We start from the raw sequence: 18124 nt of genomic DNA, 5'->3' as shown, positions 1-18124 counted from the left end.
TGACTAATGTAGCGTGAACTTAAACTTACTGTCAAGAGATTCGCTGGAAAATGTTTTCGATCTTCTCTAGATCCCGCACTGGACAAAGCTTTGGGCTTTCTTAAGTGGGGAAGTGTGAAACAGTTCGTCTCGTCTTGACAAGAAAATTAGAACCTTGACGGCTCCCCGTCCTGAAGTCCGAGGATTCTTGGATCATGGGGAGTCCTACGACTTTACGACTTTACCCTCACCAAAATTCACTGCGATTCGCCCCACCGCTGGGTCAGTTCTGAAATTGAGCAATCTTCTCCTTCCCAGTTCTGATTGCGACTGCTGATCAATCCACCCTAGCCAATCGGTAAATGCACGATAAAAGAACTGCCTTTACCGACTTCAGACTTAATTTGAATAGTGCCGTTATGGGCGTGGACAATTCTCTGGGATAGCTGCAAGCCTAGACCACTTCCGCCTCGTTTGTGTTTGCCCTGAACGAAGCTCTCAAATAGGGTGGCTTGCTCCTCCGGCGGAATGCCATAGCCTGTATCTCTGACTTCGATCCTGACCATTGGAATCCTTAAACCATACTCAGATTCTTGGTTTGACACTTTAGATAGGTTGATGTTCACAGAGCCTTGATCTGTGAATTTGATGGCATTGCCAATAAGGTTGGTCATAACGCGATTCAGTTCTAGCCGATCGCCTTTGATCATCAAATCCTGGTCGTCATTGGCTTTTTCAAGGTTTAGGGTTAGTCCCTTATCGATCGCCAGTGGGGAGAGCGCCTTCATCACCTCTTCGGTCAGACTGGCTAGATTGACGAGAGAGAATGTCAGCGTTTTACGCCCTGCCTCGTAACGGTAAACTTCTAATAGCATGTTTACCATTGTCAGCAAGTTTTCGTTGCTTCGGATCATGGTAGCGATCGCTTCTTGAATGTCGTCAGACAGGTCGCCCATGACACCTTGAGCCAGCAGATTTAACATGCGATCAGCAGCAACCAGGGGCGTTCTCAGGTCGTGGGTCAGACGGGAAACAAAATCTTCTCGTTGGCGAGCAATCTGGTCACGCTCATCGACGCTGTGTTTAAGTCGCAATAAAGCGCGGACTCGTGCCAAGAGTTCATCAAAGTGGACGGGCTTGCGAATAAAGTCGTCTGCACCTAGATCTAGACCTTGAGCGACACTCGGCTGATCGTAGGCAGTCGTTAGTAAAATTGGCATGAAAGGAAGGGCGCTGTTGTCGCGAATGCGTCGAGTCACCTCATACCCATCCATACCCGGCATCATGACATCCAGTAGAACCAAGTCAGGCGGCGATTGATTAATTTTATCTAAGGCATCTTTACCACTGTCAGATAACTCAACCTGGTATCCCTCGTCTTGCAGGATGGCTTGAATGAGTAAACAGTTGTCAGGGGTATCATCCACCACCAGAATGCGATCGACTTTGGGCAATTTGGTGAAGGGCGATGAGTTCATACGGGTAGCCGCAGCCGAAGGGCTGAGAATTTTATCAGTCTCTAAGTAATAAACCTTTCTTGGAGTCGCTTTGCGTCCTTCTTTTGAGAGATTTTTGGGGGCTTGTCAAAAGCTGTTGAGAGGTTGAGCTAAAAGTTCAAGCAACCGTTTTATTAGGGACTGTAAGTTTTGACATAGGCAACCGCTGTTGGCGTAACTTCTTGAATGAGTTGGTTGACTAGAGATTGTTCGTCCTGAGTCCAAATTCTAGAGCATCCAAACACACAAGGCTGCAAAACGCCCCAGAGTTGTCCGTGCTGACATACATGGCCATGAATTAGGGCACGGTGCCCAAAATTTTCTTTCTCAAACTGAGCGTTCAGAATTTCTGGACTGGTCGCCTCCACATCTTCTACAAAGATTGACGGTTCAGTCTTTAGAGCAGCCGCAAACATGGGGTCTTCGTCGGGCAAAGAGTCGGGTTCAGGTTTCCAGTCTTCGTCGTAGACCGTGGGAACGCTTGAGTCACGAGTCCAGCAAAAGGGCACTCGGCCCATCTGGGTTTGGGGATTGCGAAGGTAGAAGAAGCAGCGATCGACTTGCAAAAATTCTCCCACAGCAGGCATCAATGCAGATAAAAAATCTTCTGGGGGTAGGGAAGCGTCAGGAAGCGTCAGAGAGGATGAAATCATTTTGCAGCCTCAAGGTCTTTGACAAACGTCCATTCCAGAAGATCACGCGGAGCTTGTTTGAGAGCCTGAGTCAAGCTGGCATCGTCATCATATTTAATTTGTGAGAGGTGAGAAAATTCGACATTGACGGTGAAGCGATCGTCCTCAAAGCACCAAGGCATAACCGTGACCAGTCCATTGGCAGCTTGTTTAATGTCATAGCGCTGTCCATCCGGGCCTTTGCTGATTTCAAGAGCGCGTTCGTCTTCTGGAAGTTCTTGCTGACAAAGGATTAGAGAGAGGCGATCGCACCATTGCATGAAGTCATAGGCGCTGGCAGCATCATCTTTAGAGATACCAAGTTCTTCTCGCCAACGGGTTTGGTTTTCGATTTGCTCATCCAAGAACTGATCTCCCTCTTCTGACTCACCTCGAAAGCCTTCGAGCAGACGACTCTGGTGCATTGAGTTGAGCAAAGCAACCCAACGACCGCGATATAGAGCGCCTTCCATGTGCTTGCGAAGTAGTTTGTAGTCTGGCCCGGACTCATTTTGGGTGAAGTCCATCGGAGCACCTGCTTTGGTGATGATATTCTCCTGCCATTCTCTTTCGAGGTCATCGTGGTGAGACACTGCGGCGATCGTTTCATATAGGCGAGGAGGAGCGTCTTTTCTGCGCCATTGTCCACCAAGTTGGGCTGCAAGTAGGGCATGGGCACGGTGATAGATAACGTCCCAGCCGTCTTTTGCGGGATTGACAATCACGATCGTATCTCCTGAGTTGATAGAAGGGTAAAGCTGAATCAGCAGAAACCAGAATAGCTGTACTAAAGGCTTCACAAATCTATCGGACGGTCGAAAATTCGCGTTTTAGGCAGAAGTTGCTTCTAAAGAGGCGAGACGGCCGTCTTCCATGTGTAGGGTGCGATCGGAGAGGTCTAAAATTCGGTTGTCGTGAGTCACAAGCAGAATGGCTGAACCTTGTTTTTTTGCCAAGTCGTGCATGATTTCTACTACGTCTCGCCCCGATTTTTTGTCTAGTGCTGCGGTCGGTTCATCTGCTAACACGATTTTGGGATTGCAGACCAGGGCACGGGCGATCGCGACTCGTTGTTTTTGTCCGCCAGAAAGTTCGTTGGGGTAATGATGGGCCCAATCGCCCAGTCCGACAGCTTCTAGCATGGCTTCAGCGCGATCGCGAGCTTCACTAGCCGGAATATCGGCATGAAGTTCGATCGACATCTGCACATTTTGCCAAGCCCTGAGTGAGTTTAATAAGTTGTGCGCCTGAAAAATGTAACCAATGTTGCGACGCAGTTCGACCAATTGACCTTCTGAAGAGCCTCGGAGTTCTTGACCTAACACTTTCATGCTGCCCTCTTGGGTCGATCGCAGTGCCCCGATCAAAGTCAGCAAAGTTGTTTTTCCAGACCCTGAAGGGCCCGTCATAATCACCACTTCACCAGGGTCGATCGTCGCCGTTACCTCAAATAAAATCTGCTTTTTTAGGCGACCAGTTCCAAAGTAATGATTGACCTGATCGATCGCGATAATAGGTTCTTGAGACATGGTGAAAGTTTGGGATTTAGAAGATGTCTGCTGGATCAGCGTCTTGAACTTTGCGAACGGCAATAATGCCCGACAACATACACATGATCATTGCCAAAAACAGAACTAAAATCCCCCTCTGTAGGGTCATGTATACAGGTAAAGCCGTTGCATTTTTGGTGAGGTTGTAAATACCGATACAAAGCAGATATCCAGGAATATAGCCCATCACCGAGAGAATTAGAGCTTCTTGAAAGACGACCGAAAGCAAGTAGCGATTTTTGTAGCCCATTGCTTTGAGGGTTGCGTATTCTGCCAGGTGATCTGTCACATCTGTATAGAGAATTTGGTAGACGATCACCGTACCAACGATGAAACCGATTACCGTTCCTAGTGTGAAGATGAAGCCGATCGCAGTGCTGTCTTGCCAGTATTTTCGCTCAAATTCAATAAATGCCTTTTTGGATAAAACTCTGACATCTCCCACTACAAAATCCTCCCTGGCTTGTTCGGGAGTTTTGTTAGGATCAATTCTCTGTTCTCCAGGCAAGTTTTGTTTGAATCGCTCCAATGTTTTCTCTAGGTTGGCACCTGGTTCGAGCTTGATTAAACCGATATCGATCTGCTCTTTCTTTCTAGAAGTGAAGATGCGCTGAAAGTTTAAATCACTGGTGATCAAATTGCCGTCTGCCCCAAAAGAAGCCCCTAATCGAAATAAACCGACGACCTCAATTCGACGGCTTTCAACCTCGGTTTTGATGAATATGTTAGATGACTTTGACTCCTCAAACTTTGCTGGAATTGGGCCAAATTCAGGACGGGAGGCGCTGTCAAATATTACAACATCTGCTAACCGTAATTTATTCTCACTCGCGTTGACTTCTGGAAGTGAAAATACCTTATCTCCAGGAACCAGCCCGATCACCAAAATACTGCGAGTTTGGGGTTGAGGTGGGCCGTCCCAAAATGGGTTTTTCCAGATACCAAATCCTAGATAAAGAGGGCTAATAGACTCAACACCAGAGAACCCAAGCGATTGGTACAACCGTCGCTGAGGAAATGTCTTCATTGAAATGAGCGCTGTCGATTGAGGGCTAATCAAAAAAATGTCACCCTCCAAACTTTGGTGAAGCGTGATCGCACTCTCAAACAGCGCATCCTGAAAACCCAGTTGCAAAAACATCAAGATCACCGCAAATCCAATGCCTGCTAAAGCGACTAACAGCCGAATCTTTTCACGCTTTAGTTGTAACCAGGCAAGGGGAATCGCAAACATAGAAAAAGTATTTTTGACTGAACTTAGAATTGAACGTTTTTTAAGGAGCGATCGCTACCTTAACCTGTAGATTAGTCAATCCTGCAACTTTTTGACTGTCATCCAATTTGATTTTGACTTCAACAATTCGAGTATCGATTTTATCCACTGGATCGGTATTGAGAACTTCGTTTTTACGAATCTGTAAGCCAACTTTATCCACAGTTCCCGTCATTTCTCCAGGAAAGGCATAGCTGGTGATGGTGGCTCTCTGACCAGGTTGCACTTTGCCAATGTAGTTTTCATCTACTTCTGCAACGGCGTACATTTGGCGCGTTCGACCGAGTTCTATAATGCCGTCATTGCCAACCACTTCTCCAGGATCAGCATGAACTTTGAGCACCTGACCCTCGATCGGGGCCCGAACGATCGCTTTATCTAATTCTGTTTTTGCTTTCTGAAAATTGGCCATCGCCACATTCACCTGAGCCTGAGCTTGCTGAATATCTGTCGGACGCACTTCGGCCACGCTGCTCAACTCTTGTCGAGACTGCTCTAGGGCGAGTTTTGCTTGTTCTAATGCTTGTCTGGCTTGATCTTGCTGTTGTGCTCTAGTGTCTCGTGTGAGTTGTCTATTTTGTAGATCAAGTTCGGTAACGGCACCATCCTTAAAGAGTTGTCTGTAGCGATCGTATTCCAATTGGGCGTTTCTCAACTCAGCGTTGGCTTTGAGTAATTCTGCTTCTGCTTTGGGGATTTCTGCATTGGATCTCAGAACGTTTGCCCGTTGAGCATTGATGTCTCCCGGTTTGGCTCCCGCTTGCACTTGGGCGAGTTTGGTTTCTGCCTCTTTGACCTGTGCCTCAGCCTGCATCAAAGACGCATACAGCGTGTCTCCTTGATCCATGACGGCGAGGGGTTGATTTGCCCGCACCTGCATCCCTTCTTTGACGAGCATTTTAGAAACTCGCGCTGTCCCAAAGGCAGAAGGAGCGGCAATCTTGACAACACCACCTTCAGGCTCCAACCGTCCTAGAGCCGAAATCGCATCGGGATCATCATTGGGCGACGGTGACGCGATCGCAGTAGAAGGACTGGACGAAGGACGCAAAATCGCGTAGGAGAAAATGCCGAAACCCGAAAGCGCAAGCGCGATCGCTGACCCAATCAACACTACTCGGACTCCGGTCGGCTTCATCAAGGGTTTGGAACTCACAAGTCAACTCCTAATCAGCGAGAAAAAATACTTCGATCGTCGCAAGACTCTACCCAACGGATGTATCCAGATTTTATGAAGCCATCATAACTAACTATTAGATGCTTAATAATAGTGATTTTTCTATCGCATCTTTTTGAGAGTCAGTATCCGCTCAATCGACCACGCCGTTTTGTTTCCCTTTCTGCCCATCGAAATAAAAGCAGCCCTAGCCCAAGGTAGGCGGCTCCGTTGAGTAAGGCAAAACTCAGTTGAGTCAAGTCGATCGATTGTTGACGGGCCATCAGATCGCGCAGCAGTCCCGCCCCCGTCGTCATCGGCAAAAATAGACCCACCACTTTCATGGAGCCTGTCCAAGTTTCGCTCGGCACACTCAACAAAAAGAGTAACGCAAACTGAAAGATCCCCAATAGCTGTTGAATTCGTTTGAGCAATAGGGCGAGAGATCCGATCGCAAATGACATCCCATAGGCACCCATGATTACGGAAGCTAATGGGAAAATTAACACAGGTGGAAACGCGAGATATCGTCCTGTCAGCATCATGATTAGAATCAAAATGCTAGAGATTAGAACAAACTGAATCAATAGATCCGCGATCGCTCTAATCAAAAAAACTCGGGGTGCCCCGTATGGCGTGATGAATAGCTGCTCCAATGTTCCTGTTTGGGCTTCATTTTGCAACGTACCAGCAACGCTAAACAGAATAAACGTCACTAGAGACCATAGAACGTAACCGACAATAATTGCATCCAAACGATCGCCAAGCTGCAACCCCGGCCCCGCCACATATTTTGCACCAAGAAACAGCCCATAGAACAGCGACGTAATGATAAAAATACCCCCGATCGCTTCTGCGGGATAGCGAATAAACTGAATCCAACCCCGACGCAACTCTGCCGAAAACAACTTCAAGCCATTCATCCTTTGACCACCTGCAAGAAAACTTCGGTAAGATTTGCCTGTTCTTTTTCAACCCGAACGATCGACAACGGTTCCAAAACGTGCAAAATTTGGTAGAGCATTTCTGGCTCTCTCAGATGAATAACTTTCTGATCTACCACGCTGCCTAAATGCTGAATCTTGCTGATGCGATCGTCATCCAATTCTTCTGCCAATTCGATGGTGTAACCCGTCCCCGAAAACTGTCGAATTAGTTCTTGAGTGGTTTGCTCGGCGACGATCGTGCCCTGACTGATAATTGCAACTCGATCCGACAGTTCTTCTGCAATATCTAATTGGTGAGTTGTCAACAAAATAGCGCAGCCTTCACGGGCAATTTCTCGCACCAATCGCTTTACCGTTTGCGTCGCTTCGACATCCAATCCTAAAGTCGGCTCATCCAAAAGCAACAACTGAGGTTGATGGATAAGGGCAACGGCGATCGCCAGCTTTTGCTGCATTCCACGAGACAAAGATTGGACGGGCGTTTTGCGTTTGTGGCTGAGTTCAAAGCGATCGAGCAGTTCTCGACCCCGCTGTCTGGCTATTCGACGACCCAAACCTCGCAGTACGCCAAAATATTCCAGGTTTTCTTCGGGCGTGAGTCGCCAATAGAGGTTGCGATTGCCTTCTAAAACAGCTCCCAAAAGTCCTACCGCTCTAGAGTCTCGATGAGGATTTCTTCCCGCGATTTGCACTGTGCCGCGATCGGGCAAAATCAATCCCGCAATCATCTTAATTGTCGTTGTTTTGCCTGCTCCATTAGGCCCCAGAAATGCCAGCACTTCTTGAGTTGTAATTGTCAGTGAAACATCGCGCACCGCTTCGGTCACCTTACCGCTTTGTCGATAAGTTTTTTGCAAGTGCTGCACCTCAAGTAATGGCATGACGATCAATTGCTGAACAGTTTGCTAGATATCTCCCCATGATGACAGACCTGAGATACGCCCTGCGGAGAATTTCGTTTACGGGTTTCTAGAGTATATTAAGAAGCGTAACAAAATCAGAAATAATGGTTGATAATAGAGAAGTCTTATGCATTAAAACTTTCTATCAACTGCTGCCCACAACTCTCTGAGAGGAACTTTTATGACGACATCTTTGCATCTTCAGGCTCCGGCAAACGAATCGCTCATCGCAGCTTTTTTTAAGCAGTCAGAGGGTCAATGGCGATCGGAGCGACGATACTACACGCTGCCTGATGGGGAAGCAAAAGAGATGGTTAGTCTGGTGAGCATTCGTTTTTTGGAGCAGGGTTGTTCTGAGCTTGTTGAGTTAGCAGGGTTGCACGGTTTGGAAGACACCACGATTTTGACGTGTGGAGCGGCTGTCACCTGGGATAGTCAAGACTCAGTTTCGGGACAAAAGCAGTCCACAGGCTCGACGCTATTTGGAGTATTGGGTGAGACGCTGTATCGCGATCGCGGCTTTGCCACCTCCAAGCCTGTTACTGCTGGATTTTACTTCACCAACCCCGAAACACTTTGCTTGAGAACCGAATACAAAGATTCTGTTTTTGAAGAAGAACTAAAACTCGTAGGCAGCAAATACCGAACCCGTCAGACCATTATTTCTCGTGCGGGTGAGCAGCAGATGATCGGTCAATACTTAGAAAAACGACTCGGCTAACGGCTAGTCGCCTACCAAAAACTAATACATCCAGTGCCCAGGCAGAAATGTGGCTCAATGTTGAGTCTGTTTTTGCCGTGGGCATTCTATGTTTAAAGCTAACGTGAAGAAATTCTTCTAGCTCATGTATTTTTCATGACGAGACATAAAAGGGCTTGCATTTTAAAGTGATCACTAGGCGCTAAGCGATCGCTGCTCAAATCTATCTTTTGACTGAATTATTATTCTCTCGGCTCCACAACACTAAATAGGAAGTCTCTATGTTGTTCTTGTCTGCCATCCATTCCAAAGTCAACCAGAGAAGCGTCTACCAATCGGTTCACGCTTACTGTATAAATCCAACCCCTATGAGTCATCGTCTCGTCAATCTAGCCAGCACTGTTGCTGTAGTTTTGGGCCTGGTTGTCCCTGCTCAAGCCGCCACCATTGACTTTACTGGCACCCTGACTACGCTCTCTGACCCTGGTAATGTGACAGGCTACGATCCCAAAGATTTGAGAAACGCGATCTTTGCGGGCAGTTACACCTTTGATCCGACCACTCCCAACAGCTTTTACTCAACTAGCTTAGATTTTTACAATCCGCCCTCTGCCAATCTGCCTCCTGAGCAGTTTCCTTCGGGGCGCTACGTCCAGCCTGTCGAGAAATTTGCCGTCAATATTGGAAACACCACGATCGACCTGCCCAGTGGAGAAGGAACCGCTTTTTCGCGTCAGTTTGAAAACAGCGACACAGACTCAATCACGGTCAGCACGTTGGTAAAAGGCGCAGCAGCCAGAGAAGGCTACAAAGTGTTTCTCAGTCTTGCAGACTCCACAGGACGATCCCTCTCCTCGGTGTCATCCAACGCAGAATCAACTAGCGTTCCTCAATGGGACAGCAGCTACTTTCAACTATTTCGCACTGGATCAGAGTGTGATCAGACAGTTCCAGCGGATTGCTTGTTTGCAGAAGGTGTGTTGACTTCTCTGAGCGATCGCAACGCTTCAACCGCCCAACGCTTCACGACTAGATTGACCTCTGATCTAGCAGACACCCCTCTGTCTGAGCGCAGAACTCCTGTCCCAGAACCTGCGTCGATCGCCACAATCTTGGGCTTAGGTATATTAGGGGCTGCCCGTCGATTTAAACAGCGCGGTCTAAAAAACTAGTCTCTGCCAGAAATAGTTTTTGTCATAAAATAAACAACTCATCGCTACCTAAGTTTTGCTAAAAGTCGATGAGTAGGATTGTTGTGCGTGGGGCTGTTCCTCAAAATTGGAGCCAGTTCTCGGAATTTGATGTGTCTATTTTGCGTTTAGTTTTGGGTTGATCTAAGGGGAGCGGCGCGATCGAGTCGCTTTGGACAATTTGTTCTTGTTTGCGACAGTCTGAATCTGATTGGTTAAGATCAGTTGATTAAGATCATTGGATGGTTGGGCAAAAAGCTAATAGAAGTGTCTCCATCTCTACGTCTTAATCTTCAGACGACCGTTGATAGGGTTCATAGGAGACTAAAAAAAGGGTAGGCCCTCGCGGGTAACTCGAAGAGATTGCTTTTTCGTCTCCAGCAGATGCGCTCGGAAGTGAACAGCATGAACGTTCCCTGACAATTCTTAAGCTCAAGTTTGGCGGATTGGGGAATGCCAAAAACTTTACAAAACTTTACATTTCAAGCTGTTTTCCCCACACAATCCACAGGCATTCCACAGAGATTGAAAGCCTTTTCCACACTTTTTCCACAGGTTGAGAAAAGTTCTCCACAAGTAAATCCCCTCTGATCCGCTTGATTGGTTCTCCTGTGGATAACTTGCTAACAAGTCCAGAGGGACAAGAAAAAAGGGTGCTTGTGTAAACTTATGTAACGAAAAACCGCTTGAAACCCTTATTCATTCGTTAATCAGTTTTTACTCTTAAGCCCACTGTTACAAACTGCAACGTTGATCTTCTGAGACCGATCGCGCAAAATATAGCGACTGACCTGAAGCGCTCAGACCTCCCAAAACTTCGCCTCTGCTAGAAACGGATTTAACAGAGAGCAGTTCTCAGGAGGTCTGGCTTGCGCGAATTTTTCCTGTGTTGATTCACAGGTAGAAGTTCAGATCGTTCCCGCCATTCGTTCAATTCAAGAGGCCTCCTATGGATACCAACGTCAGCATTCTGGTCGAGATTCCTGAAACCCTGCACCAGTCTTTTTTAAGCTATTTAGAAGCACGTCCTGACTGGGATCAAGACCGGGTATTTTCGGCAGCGCTGTCTCTGTTTTTGCTGCAAAACCGCACGACCAACGATCGCCAGACTGCCCGTGTCTACCTCGATTCGCTGTTTAAGCGTCCGCTCGAACAAGTCTAAACGTTTCGTTTTCAACCCCCCTACCACGATCGGGTTATGAGTTACCAAATTTCTGCAACCAAACTTCAAGCTTACAGTCGGTGTCCTTACGCCTACTACCTGCGCTATGAGAGACGGCTCAGTTCTAATGAATTTTTTGGATCTGCGGCTCTAGGGTCTGCACTGCATCAAGCGTTAGCAAAATTTCATCGCGACTGGCACTACAACGAGCCGATTCCAGATGTGCGCTGGGTAAACCGCTGTTGGGATGAGAATTCGGCGGGCTTAAGTCCAACGCAAATTGTTGAAGGGCGAGATATCTTAGAGGGCTACTATCAAAAGTTTGTGGCGGGTGAGTCGTCGCTGCGACAGCCGTTGGCCGTGGAGGGCAAAATTCAGGCTTATCTACAAGTCGAGAATCTAGAGTTTTGCATCACCGGACGATACGATCGCATCGACTACTTAAAAGACGGACTGGAACTAATTGATTACAAGTCAAGCCGAGAATTTAAGCTGCCGGACGCGGATGAGATGGATCTGCAAATTGGTCTATATTATTTGGCGTTAGAGCAAACCTATCAGCAAAGCTTGAAATACTTGAGTCTCTTGTTTTTGAGAACGGGTGAGATGGTGCGCTATCGAGCGACTCGCAAACATAAGAAACAGGTACAGCAGGTCATTTCTCATTTGGCGGTGCGATTGCGCCATGACCAAACCTGGGAGCCGACCCCAAATAAACAGTGCGATCGCTGCTCTTATGCCCGTTATTGTCCCGCTGTCTCTAGCGAACCGTTACCCCTTCCTGCCTCATTAGGAGCCTCTCCCGAATTACAACTCGCCCTCAGCCTCTAATGTGACGAATCTTTTTCGTTAAATCTAACAAGCCCCTCAACTTATTGAGCGAACCGATCGAGGGGTTCGCTTTTTTAATGTAAATCAATATCTATCGCTACACTCGATTGATGGCTCATCAAACTCAACACTTATCGCAAAGATGGCAACCGCTTGTGAGCTTCTACAACTAACATCAAACGGTTATTAAGCACTTCCCCCGGAGATTGATGAGTTATACCAACTTGATCTTTGAGGGCTACAGATCTGGGAGAGCAACCTAAACCCCTCACTTGTAGGAGACTTCAAGCCAAAGAAGTCTCGGATTCTCAAAGTCCCCCAGAATGAGGGATCTAGGGGGCGAAGGATCTGTAGCATTAACAAATTGATTTGGTACTACTTGATATAAGCCACGAATGTCAATGCCTTCTATCTGCTGTTACTGCATCAATTGGGCAACCGTTAATTTCGCCACTGTGTCATTTCTACACTAGCGATCGCTCCAATGCATAAAGTTAGCACTGGCAACTGATAAAGAGTCTAACCATCTCTACTTCTCTTGGCCATGCGTTCTATCAGGCATCAACTAATCTATTGGTTTGCTCTAAATTTTGACTTGATTAGAGAAGAGTCCGGCTGGGTTATTTTACCGAGATCTGGTCAAGGTCGTCTTTTGCTTTTGCTAGTGTTTCTGCCATTTGTGCTGCTCTCTTTTGGCTACACAATCTTTCTGATTTTCAAAATTTATCCTATTGTCTATTCCACTCTGATGACTCGGTTAGGCATTGCGTCTGGGCTGGGTTTGCCGCTTGTAATTACAGCTTTTCTTGGGTGCTTTATCAATTTGCCACTTTTCATCTTGACTAGGCATGATCCATCAGGACGAAGAAGAATCGAACTCCTGCCGCTCTGGTTGTTAAAACGCTGGGCTTCAGTTTCCGATAGAACTCGATATCAACCTTATGGTTACATTGGCATAAATTTAGCTGGGGGACTGATTCCGATCGTCTTGGCACTTTACCAATTTCATCGCGTTCAACCACTAACTATTTTGATCGTGACTGCGATCGTCACCTCCATCAGCTACTTTCTCGTGACGGTCGTTCCAGGAAAAGGCATTGTGACCCGACGACCAAGATTTTGGCTGATCACGACGATCGCTGCCCTGTCAGCAATGGCTTTGGTGTCTGGTGGAGTCGATCGCGCTTCTGTGGCATTTGCGGGGGGAGTTTTGGGAACGACGATCGGGGCTGATCTGCTTCATCTTAGAGCTGTTCGCCCTGAAAATGCAGGATCTCCTCTCAGCATTGGAGGAGCAGGCTTTGATGATGGGATCGTTCAGTGTGGTCTGTGTGCCCTGATCATTGCAGAATGGCTGCCTGCGGTAGTGGGCTATGTGTTGGGGAATGTGTTGGGGAATTTTTAGTATTCCTGTCATATTCCTGTCAGATTCTTCTGAGACAATTATTCCAAGTTGTTTTGGGCTACGGGGCGTAGAGAAATTAGGGTGCTACAGCTCCTGCAATGATTTCAATGCAAACAATTTGATAAATCATGTAGGATCTCTGTAGCGGCTTGAATTCTTAATGTTTAATTAATCTTTCTAGCAGCTTTTTTGTCCCAGTTCTATTGCTTGTTTATTTGAGTTCTGTGCGATCGCTCACTGCAACGTTTGAAGTCTGCTTTGTCCTCTAACCCTCGATCGGTCACAAATCATGGAATCTTCCAACGCTCAAGATCAGCCTATTACTCCGACGCAAACGACAGAATCCCCTGATCCCAACCGTCGCAAGCCCTGGATCTGGTTCGTGTGTGCGATTGCTCTGACGACTAGCGGACTGGTTGCCTGGCGATGGTTTAGTCCAGCGGGAACTGCTCGACCTGCGGTGGCTCAACCTCAAAAACAACCGCCTCGCGCCGTCGAAACCGTTCAACTTGCTGCGGGAACTGCCAGTCGGAGTGTGCAGCTATTGGGACAGGTCGAAGCCAGCCAACAATCGACGATTCGCGCTCAAACAGGCGGCATTGTTGAAGAAATTCGAGTACAGCCCGGCGATCGCGTCACAGCGGGGATGACGATCGCGGTTCTTGATGACGCTGACCAACAGTTAGGCATTTCTCAGGCACGGGCCCAACTGGCTCAACAGCGCAGTAACTTAGCTCGGCTCGAAGTCGGGACACGACCCGAAATCATTGCTCAACGACAGGCGGCCGTCAGTGCAGCCAAAGCGCGAGAGCGAGAAGCCCAAGACAACTTACAGAGAACCAACAGCCTCGTCAGAGAAGGGGCCATTTCTCAACGGCTACTCGTCGAAGCCAAATCCGCAGTCGATGCAGCAAAGGGAGAACGACTTGAGGCAGAAGCGGAACTAGCAGAAGCAAAAGCGGGCGTGATTCGCGAAGAAATCGATGCTCAAAAAGCCAATGTTGCAGCGGCTCAAGCAAGCTTAAATCAGGCAGAACTCGCCCAACAACGCACCCAAATTGTCGCCGCCGAATCGGGAATTGTACAAACTCGACACATCAGCCGAGGCGATCTGGTGCAGAGTTCAGGTCAGGTGGTAACGCTAGTTTCGAGTGATCAGTTCGACGTGTTTTTAGAATTGCCCGAAGACTTGAGCGGCAGCGTTTCGCCAGGAATGCCGATCGCTCTCACCACCCGCGCTTTACCCAACTGGAAAGGACAAACCAAAATTACCGCCGTGGTGCCTTCTGCGGACAGTGCTTCGAGGCGACAAAGAGTGAGAGTTCAGTTGACCAATCCGCCCAAAGGACTGCTGCCTGGAATGGCGATCGCGGGCACATTGACCCTGCCTTCCAATCGATCGAACTTCGTCGTTTCTCGCGATGTGTTAACGCGCCGACAAAATCAGTGGCTTGTGTTTACGATTGCTGATGGGAAAGCAAAGCCAACTCCTGTGGAAATGGTTTCTGACATGGGAGAGAAAGTCGCGATTTACAGTAACGAATTGAAATCAGGACAAGCGATCGTGATTCGCGGTGGAGACGGTTTGAATGAAGGAATGCCAGTCAAAGTCGTAGGAGACAAGTCATGAAATTGATTGAAACCGCCGTCCGCTGGCGACACGGAACCTTTGTGCTGTTTTGCTTGTTAGCGTTGCTGGGTGTGTTCTCTTTGCTGAGACTACCGTTAGAATTGCAGCCTGGAGGCGATCGCCCCGAAATCACCATCAACACTGTTTATCCGGGTGCCGGGCCGTCTGAAGTTGAAGATTTGATCACGCGCCCGATCGAAGAACAGATGGAAGAAGTGCTAGGCGTTAAAGAAATCAGCAGTGCGTCTCGTGCGGGACGAAGTGCCATTACATTGGAATTTCAAGAAGGCACGAATGTGAACGATCGCTTAGTGGATGTCATCAACCGTCTGCAACAGGTGCAGAGTCTCCCTCCCGAAGCGCAAGAATCGAATGTGGAATTAGTGGGCGGCAACAGTTCGCCGATGATGTGGATTCCGTTTGATACCAGGGATGGGTTTGAGCCAAATCCCGATCGCTACCGTGACCTGGCCGAAGAAGTCGTCTTGCCGAGGTTGCGTCGGATTCAAGGCGTAGGGCAATTCATTGTAGTGGGCGGTCGGCTGCGCGAAGTCGAAGTCAAAATCGATCCCAAAGCCTTGTCTGATCGCAATCTGACGATCGGGGATGTAGTGCGCGTGTTGCGAGAAAACAATCGAGACATTCGGGGCGGGCCCCTGGAACTAGGACGACGGGAATATCGGGTTCGCACCCTGAGTCGATCGCAGGACATCGATCAGATTGCTGGATTTGTACTAAGACGCGATCCGAGTGGAATTGTCTACATTCGCGATGTGGCACAGGTGCAAATGGGGCGCAAGCTTCAGGATAGTGCGCTGTTGTTTAAAGATAAGCCTGCGGTGGCGGTCGGGATCATTCGTCAAATTGGTGCCAATGTTCCAGAAGTCTCAAAAGGCGTGAGAGCGGCGATTACAGAACTACAGGAACAGTTCGATCGCCAAAATGAAGGCATTCGCTTTGTCTATAACTATGATGAGAGCGAATACATTAACCAATCGATTACCTTTGTTCAAGAAAACCTGATCGGAGGTGCATTATTAGCAACAGCCGTTCTCGTATTATTTTTAGGTTCCATGCGAACCGTTGCCGTCATTGCCATTACCATTCCAATTTCGTCGGTCATGATATTCACAGTCATGGCACTGTTGGGACGCTCTCTAAATATTATTAGCCTGGCCGGATTGGCCTTTTCGGTTGGCATGGTCGTGGATAACTCGATCGTCGTGATCGAAAACGTCTTTACTCACATGCAGCAGGGCAAGAATGCGTTTCGAGCGGCGATCGACGGGACGCAAGAAGTCTGGGGCGCGATGCTCGGTTCCACTTTGTCCAACGTGGTCGTCTTCATTCCCTTACTAGTCGTGACGGGTGAAGCGGGACAACTCTATGCAGACATGGCGATTACGCTGTCTTGTTCGGCGATCTTCTCGCTAGTGGCGGCGATTACCTTAGTTCCGATGCTCTCTGGCTTGTTTCTCAAAGAATCGGAAGCCATGCAGATGATGGAAGGTGGGGAATATCGCGGCGGCAATTGGTTTGAGCGATCGATTGCCAAATGTTCTGCGGTGTTTCGCCACTTCCAGGGCAAGCTCGAAGCCTTTTTGTCTAAGACGGTGCGCTGGTCGATCGGGCGAGGCAGAATGGGCCGTCGGCTGCTCGTTCTTTCGATTCCCGTCTCTCTGTTGGTTGCCAGCTTTTTTCTCCTGCCGCCTGCCGACTATCTGCCCGAAGGCAACCGCAACCTGATTCAGTGGCGCTCAGAACCTTTGCCAGGAACCAGTATTGCAGAGTCGATTCGCCAATCGGAGCCAGTCCGAGCCTTTATTAGAGCGCAGCCGGAAGTCGATCGTGTCATGTTTGTCGATCGTCCTGGGGCATTGCGGGCGATTGCGGCGATTCTCAAGCCAGAATTTGCGACGACTCAGGGATTGGCCGACATGGTAAATCGGTTTCGCGCTGCGAGTAACAACTTCGCTGGATATCGGTTTATGGTGCCAGTTCGACCCTCAATCTTTCGCGACCCCGGCAAGGAATTTGAGGTAGATATTGTCGGATCTGACCTGATCCAGTTGAGCAACGTCGAGAAAGAAATCACGGGCAAACTTCGCGCCTTTAACGGCATTCGCAATGTGCGATCGAACTTTGTCATGGGTGCCGGAGAACTTCAGGTCATTCCCAACCGAGAACGGCTGGCCGAAGTTGGGCTTTCTGAATCTGAGGTGGGTTCTGTCGTCGAAGCGGCTCTAGGCGGTCGTCTTGCATCAGACTTTATCGACGGCAAAGAAGAATTGGATGTCTCGGTCGAGCTACAAAATACCTTTGTGCAAACCCCCGAACAGTTACGCCAACTGCCCCTCTACGCGAGAGGAAGACGAGTACAACTCAGCGACGTTGCCGAAGTGCGAGAAGCCACCGGAGCCGATGTGATCAATCACGTTGATTTGGAGCGATCGATTACCCTCACCGCTTCGCTCAATCCGGATGCTCCGTTAGCGGCGATCGTTCAACGGGCCGAAGAGGAAGCACTCGCGCCCTTACGAGCCAATCTGCCTGCTGGTGCTCGATTAGAACTCGCTGGCACGGCTGACCAACTAGCCACAACGGTTTCTCAGTTAGCGACTGCTTTCTTGTTGTCGATTTTGATCACCTACCTATTACTGGTCGCGTTGTATAAGTCATTTCTCTACCCAGTCGTAATTATGGCAACAATTCCGATGGGAATGAGTGGCGCACTGTTGAGTCTAGTAATCGCGAATCGAATTCCCGGTGTGTCTGCGGCGTTAGATATGATTACTGCGTTGGGATTCCTGATCTTGACGGGAGTCGTGGTTAATAATGCGATTTTATTGGTCGATCGGGCCCTACAGCTTCAGGAACAAGGAGTTGACTACGACACCTCGCTCTATCAGGCAACTCAAGATCGATTACGCGCCATTTTTATGTCTGCGGGAACCAGCGTCTTGGGAATGTTGCCTCTCGCCATCTTACCCGGTCAAGGCTCAGAACTCTATCAAGGATTGGGCATTGTTTTAACGGGCGGACTTGCTTTCTCCACCATTCTCACGCCCACCGTTGTACCCGCCTTGATGGGGCTGTTGCGCGACTTTTCGGGTGCAAGATCTAAGTCCAGTCAGCCTGCCGAAGTCATCGAGGAATCCGTCCCTTCGAGCTACCCGCAAGGAGTCGCCACGTCCAAAGTCGATGTTTGAAGTCTCAAAGTTCACACAAAATT

The 18124-nt window shown here is 48.5% G+C and carries 15 protein-coding genes; 7 read left to right on the top strand and 8 right to left on the bottom strand.

Features of this window, described 5'->3' with window-relative positions:
• Positions 1 to 326: 326 nt before the first annotated feature.
• From ACKFKH_RS28290 to ACKFKH_RS28255, 8 genes are all read right to left on the bottom strand, one after another.
• A complete protein-coding gene (locus ACKFKH_RS28290; protein ID WP_446861699.1) occupies positions 327 to 1457 on the bottom strand; it encodes a sensor histidine kinase in 1131 nt (376 codons plus the stop codon).
• Between the two features lie 152 nt (positions 1458 to 1609).
• Positions 1610 to 2128: a GAF domain-containing protein gene (locus ACKFKH_RS28285; RefSeq protein WP_446861698.1), complete on the bottom strand. Its 519-nt coding sequence runs from the start codon at positions 2126 to 2128 to the stop codon at positions 1610 to 1612.
• On the bottom strand, positions 2125 to 2946 hold the full coding sequence (locus ACKFKH_RS28280) for a DUF3891 family protein (protein WP_446861697.1): 822 nt from the start codon (positions 2944 to 2946) through the stop codon (positions 2125 to 2127). Before ACKFKH_RS28280 ends, ACKFKH_RS28285 begins: the two co-directional genes overlap by 4 nt.
• A 30-nt stretch (positions 2947 to 2976) precedes the next feature.
• Entirely contained in the window at positions 2977 to 3675 is a 699-nt protein-coding gene (locus ACKFKH_RS28275; RefSeq protein WP_446861696.1) for a DevA family ABC transporter ATP-binding protein, read from the bottom strand.
• 16 nt (positions 3676 to 3691) lie between these two features.
• Positions 3692 to 4930: an FtsX-like permease family protein gene (locus ACKFKH_RS28270; protein ID WP_446861695.1), complete on the bottom strand. Its 1239-nt coding sequence runs from the start codon at positions 4928 to 4930 to the stop codon at positions 3692 to 3694.
• Positions 4931 to 4970: 40 nt separating this feature from the next.
• Complete coding sequence (locus tag ACKFKH_RS28265) at positions 4971 to 6125, bottom strand: ABC exporter membrane fusion protein (protein ID WP_446861694.1); 1155 nt, start codon at positions 6123 to 6125, stop codon at positions 4971 to 4973.
• Between the two features lie 143 nt (positions 6126 to 6268).
• Complete coding sequence (locus ACKFKH_RS28260) at positions 6269 to 7048, bottom strand: ABC transporter permease (protein WP_446861693.1); 780 nt, start codon at positions 7046 to 7048, stop codon at positions 6269 to 6271.
• A complete protein-coding gene (locus ACKFKH_RS28255; RefSeq protein WP_446861692.1) occupies positions 7045 to 7953 on the bottom strand; it encodes an ATP-binding cassette domain-containing protein in 909 nt (302 codons plus the stop codon). Before ACKFKH_RS28255 ends, ACKFKH_RS28260 begins: the two co-directional genes overlap by 4 nt.
• A gap of 202 nt (positions 7954 to 8155) precedes the next feature.
• Here ACKFKH_RS28255 and ACKFKH_RS28250 point away from each other — a divergent pair, with 202 nt between their 5' ends.
• From ACKFKH_RS28250 to ACKFKH_RS28220, 7 genes are all read left to right on the top strand, one after another.
• Positions 8156 to 8695: a phycobiliprotein lyase gene (locus ACKFKH_RS28250; RefSeq protein WP_446861691.1), complete on the top strand. Its 540-nt coding sequence runs from the start codon at positions 8156 to 8158 to the stop codon at positions 8693 to 8695.
• Positions 8696 to 9042: 347 nt separating this feature from the next.
• Positions 9043 to 9846, top strand: coding sequence for a PEP-CTERM sorting domain-containing protein (locus ACKFKH_RS28245; RefSeq protein ID WP_446861690.1), 804 nt, complete (start codon positions 9043 to 9045; stop codon positions 9844 to 9846).
• Between the two features lie 967 nt (positions 9847 to 10813).
• A complete protein-coding gene (locus ACKFKH_RS28240) occupies positions 10814 to 11026 on the top strand; it encodes a DUF2811 domain-containing protein (RefSeq protein ID WP_446861689.1) in 213 nt (70 codons plus the stop codon).
• 36 nt (positions 11027 to 11062) lie between these two features.
• A complete protein-coding gene (locus ACKFKH_RS28235; protein ID WP_446861688.1) occupies positions 11063 to 11857 on the top strand; it encodes a RecB family exonuclease in 795 nt (264 codons plus the stop codon).
• 544 nt (positions 11858 to 12401) lie between these two features.
• A complete protein-coding gene (locus tag ACKFKH_RS28230; RefSeq protein WP_446861687.1) occupies positions 12402 to 13262 on the top strand; it encodes a DUF1614 domain-containing protein in 861 nt (286 codons plus the stop codon).
• Between the two features lie 289 nt (positions 13263 to 13551).
• Entirely contained in the window at positions 13552 to 14892 is a 1341-nt protein-coding gene (locus tag ACKFKH_RS28225) for an efflux RND transporter periplasmic adaptor subunit (protein ID WP_446861686.1), read from the top strand.
• Entirely contained in the window at positions 14889 to 18101 is a 3213-nt protein-coding gene (locus tag ACKFKH_RS28220; protein WP_446861685.1) for an efflux RND transporter permease subunit, read from the top strand. Before ACKFKH_RS28225 ends, ACKFKH_RS28220 begins: the two co-directional genes overlap by 4 nt.
• Positions 18102 to 18124: the final 23 nt, after the last annotated feature.

The sequence above is a fragment of the Phormidesmis sp. 146-20 genome (assembly GCF_052939475.1).
This window is presented reverse-complemented; position numbering and strand designations above follow the sequence as displayed.

What these genes read in the sequence shown, in the direction of transcription:
- ACKFKH_RS28290 (WP_446861699.1), bottom strand. Translation starts at nt 1,457, where the DNA reads ATGAACTCATCGCCCTTCACCAAATTGCCCAAAGTCGATCGCATTCTG.
- ACKFKH_RS28285 (WP_446861698.1), bottom strand. Translation starts at nt 2,128, where the DNA reads ATGATTTCATCCTCTCTGACGCTTCCTGACGCTTCCCTACCCCCAGAA.
- ACKFKH_RS28275 (WP_446861696.1), bottom strand. Translation starts at nt 3,675, where the DNA reads ATGTCTCAAGAACCTATTATCGCGATCGATCAGGTCAATCATTACTTT.
- ACKFKH_RS28270 (WP_446861695.1), bottom strand. Translation starts at nt 4,930, where the DNA reads ATGTTTGCGATTCCCCTTGCCTGGTTACAACTAAAGCGTGAAAAGATT.
- ACKFKH_RS28260 (WP_446861693.1), bottom strand. Translation starts at nt 7,048, where the DNA reads ATGAATGGCTTGAAGTTGTTTTCGGCAGAGTTGCGTCGGGGTTGGATT.
- ACKFKH_RS28255 (WP_446861692.1), bottom strand. Translation starts at nt 7,953, where the DNA reads ATGCCATTACTTGAGGTGCAGCACTTGCAAAAAACTTATCGACAAAGC.
- ACKFKH_RS28250 (WP_446861691.1), top strand. Translation starts at nt 8,156, where the DNA reads ATGACGACATCTTTGCATCTTCAGGCTCCGGCAAACGAATCGCTCATC.
- ACKFKH_RS28245 (WP_446861690.1), top strand. Translation starts at nt 9,043, where the DNA reads ATGAGTCATCGTCTCGTCAATCTAGCCAGCACTGTTGCTGTAGTTTTG.
- ACKFKH_RS28240 (WP_446861689.1), top strand. Translation starts at nt 10,814, where the DNA reads ATGGATACCAACGTCAGCATTCTGGTCGAGATTCCTGAAACCCTGCAC.
- ACKFKH_RS28235 (WP_446861688.1), top strand. Translation starts at nt 11,063, where the DNA reads ATGAGTTACCAAATTTCTGCAACCAAACTTCAAGCTTACAGTCGGTGT.
- ACKFKH_RS28230 (WP_446861687.1), top strand. Translation starts at nt 12,402, where the DNA reads ATGCGTTCTATCAGGCATCAACTAATCTATTGGTTTGCTCTAAATTTT.
- ACKFKH_RS28225 (WP_446861686.1), top strand. Translation starts at nt 13,552, where the DNA reads ATGGAATCTTCCAACGCTCAAGATCAGCCTATTACTCCGACGCAAACG.
- ACKFKH_RS28220 (WP_446861685.1), top strand. Translation starts at nt 14,889, where the DNA reads ATGAAATTGATTGAAACCGCCGTCCGCTGGCGACACGGAACCTTTGTG.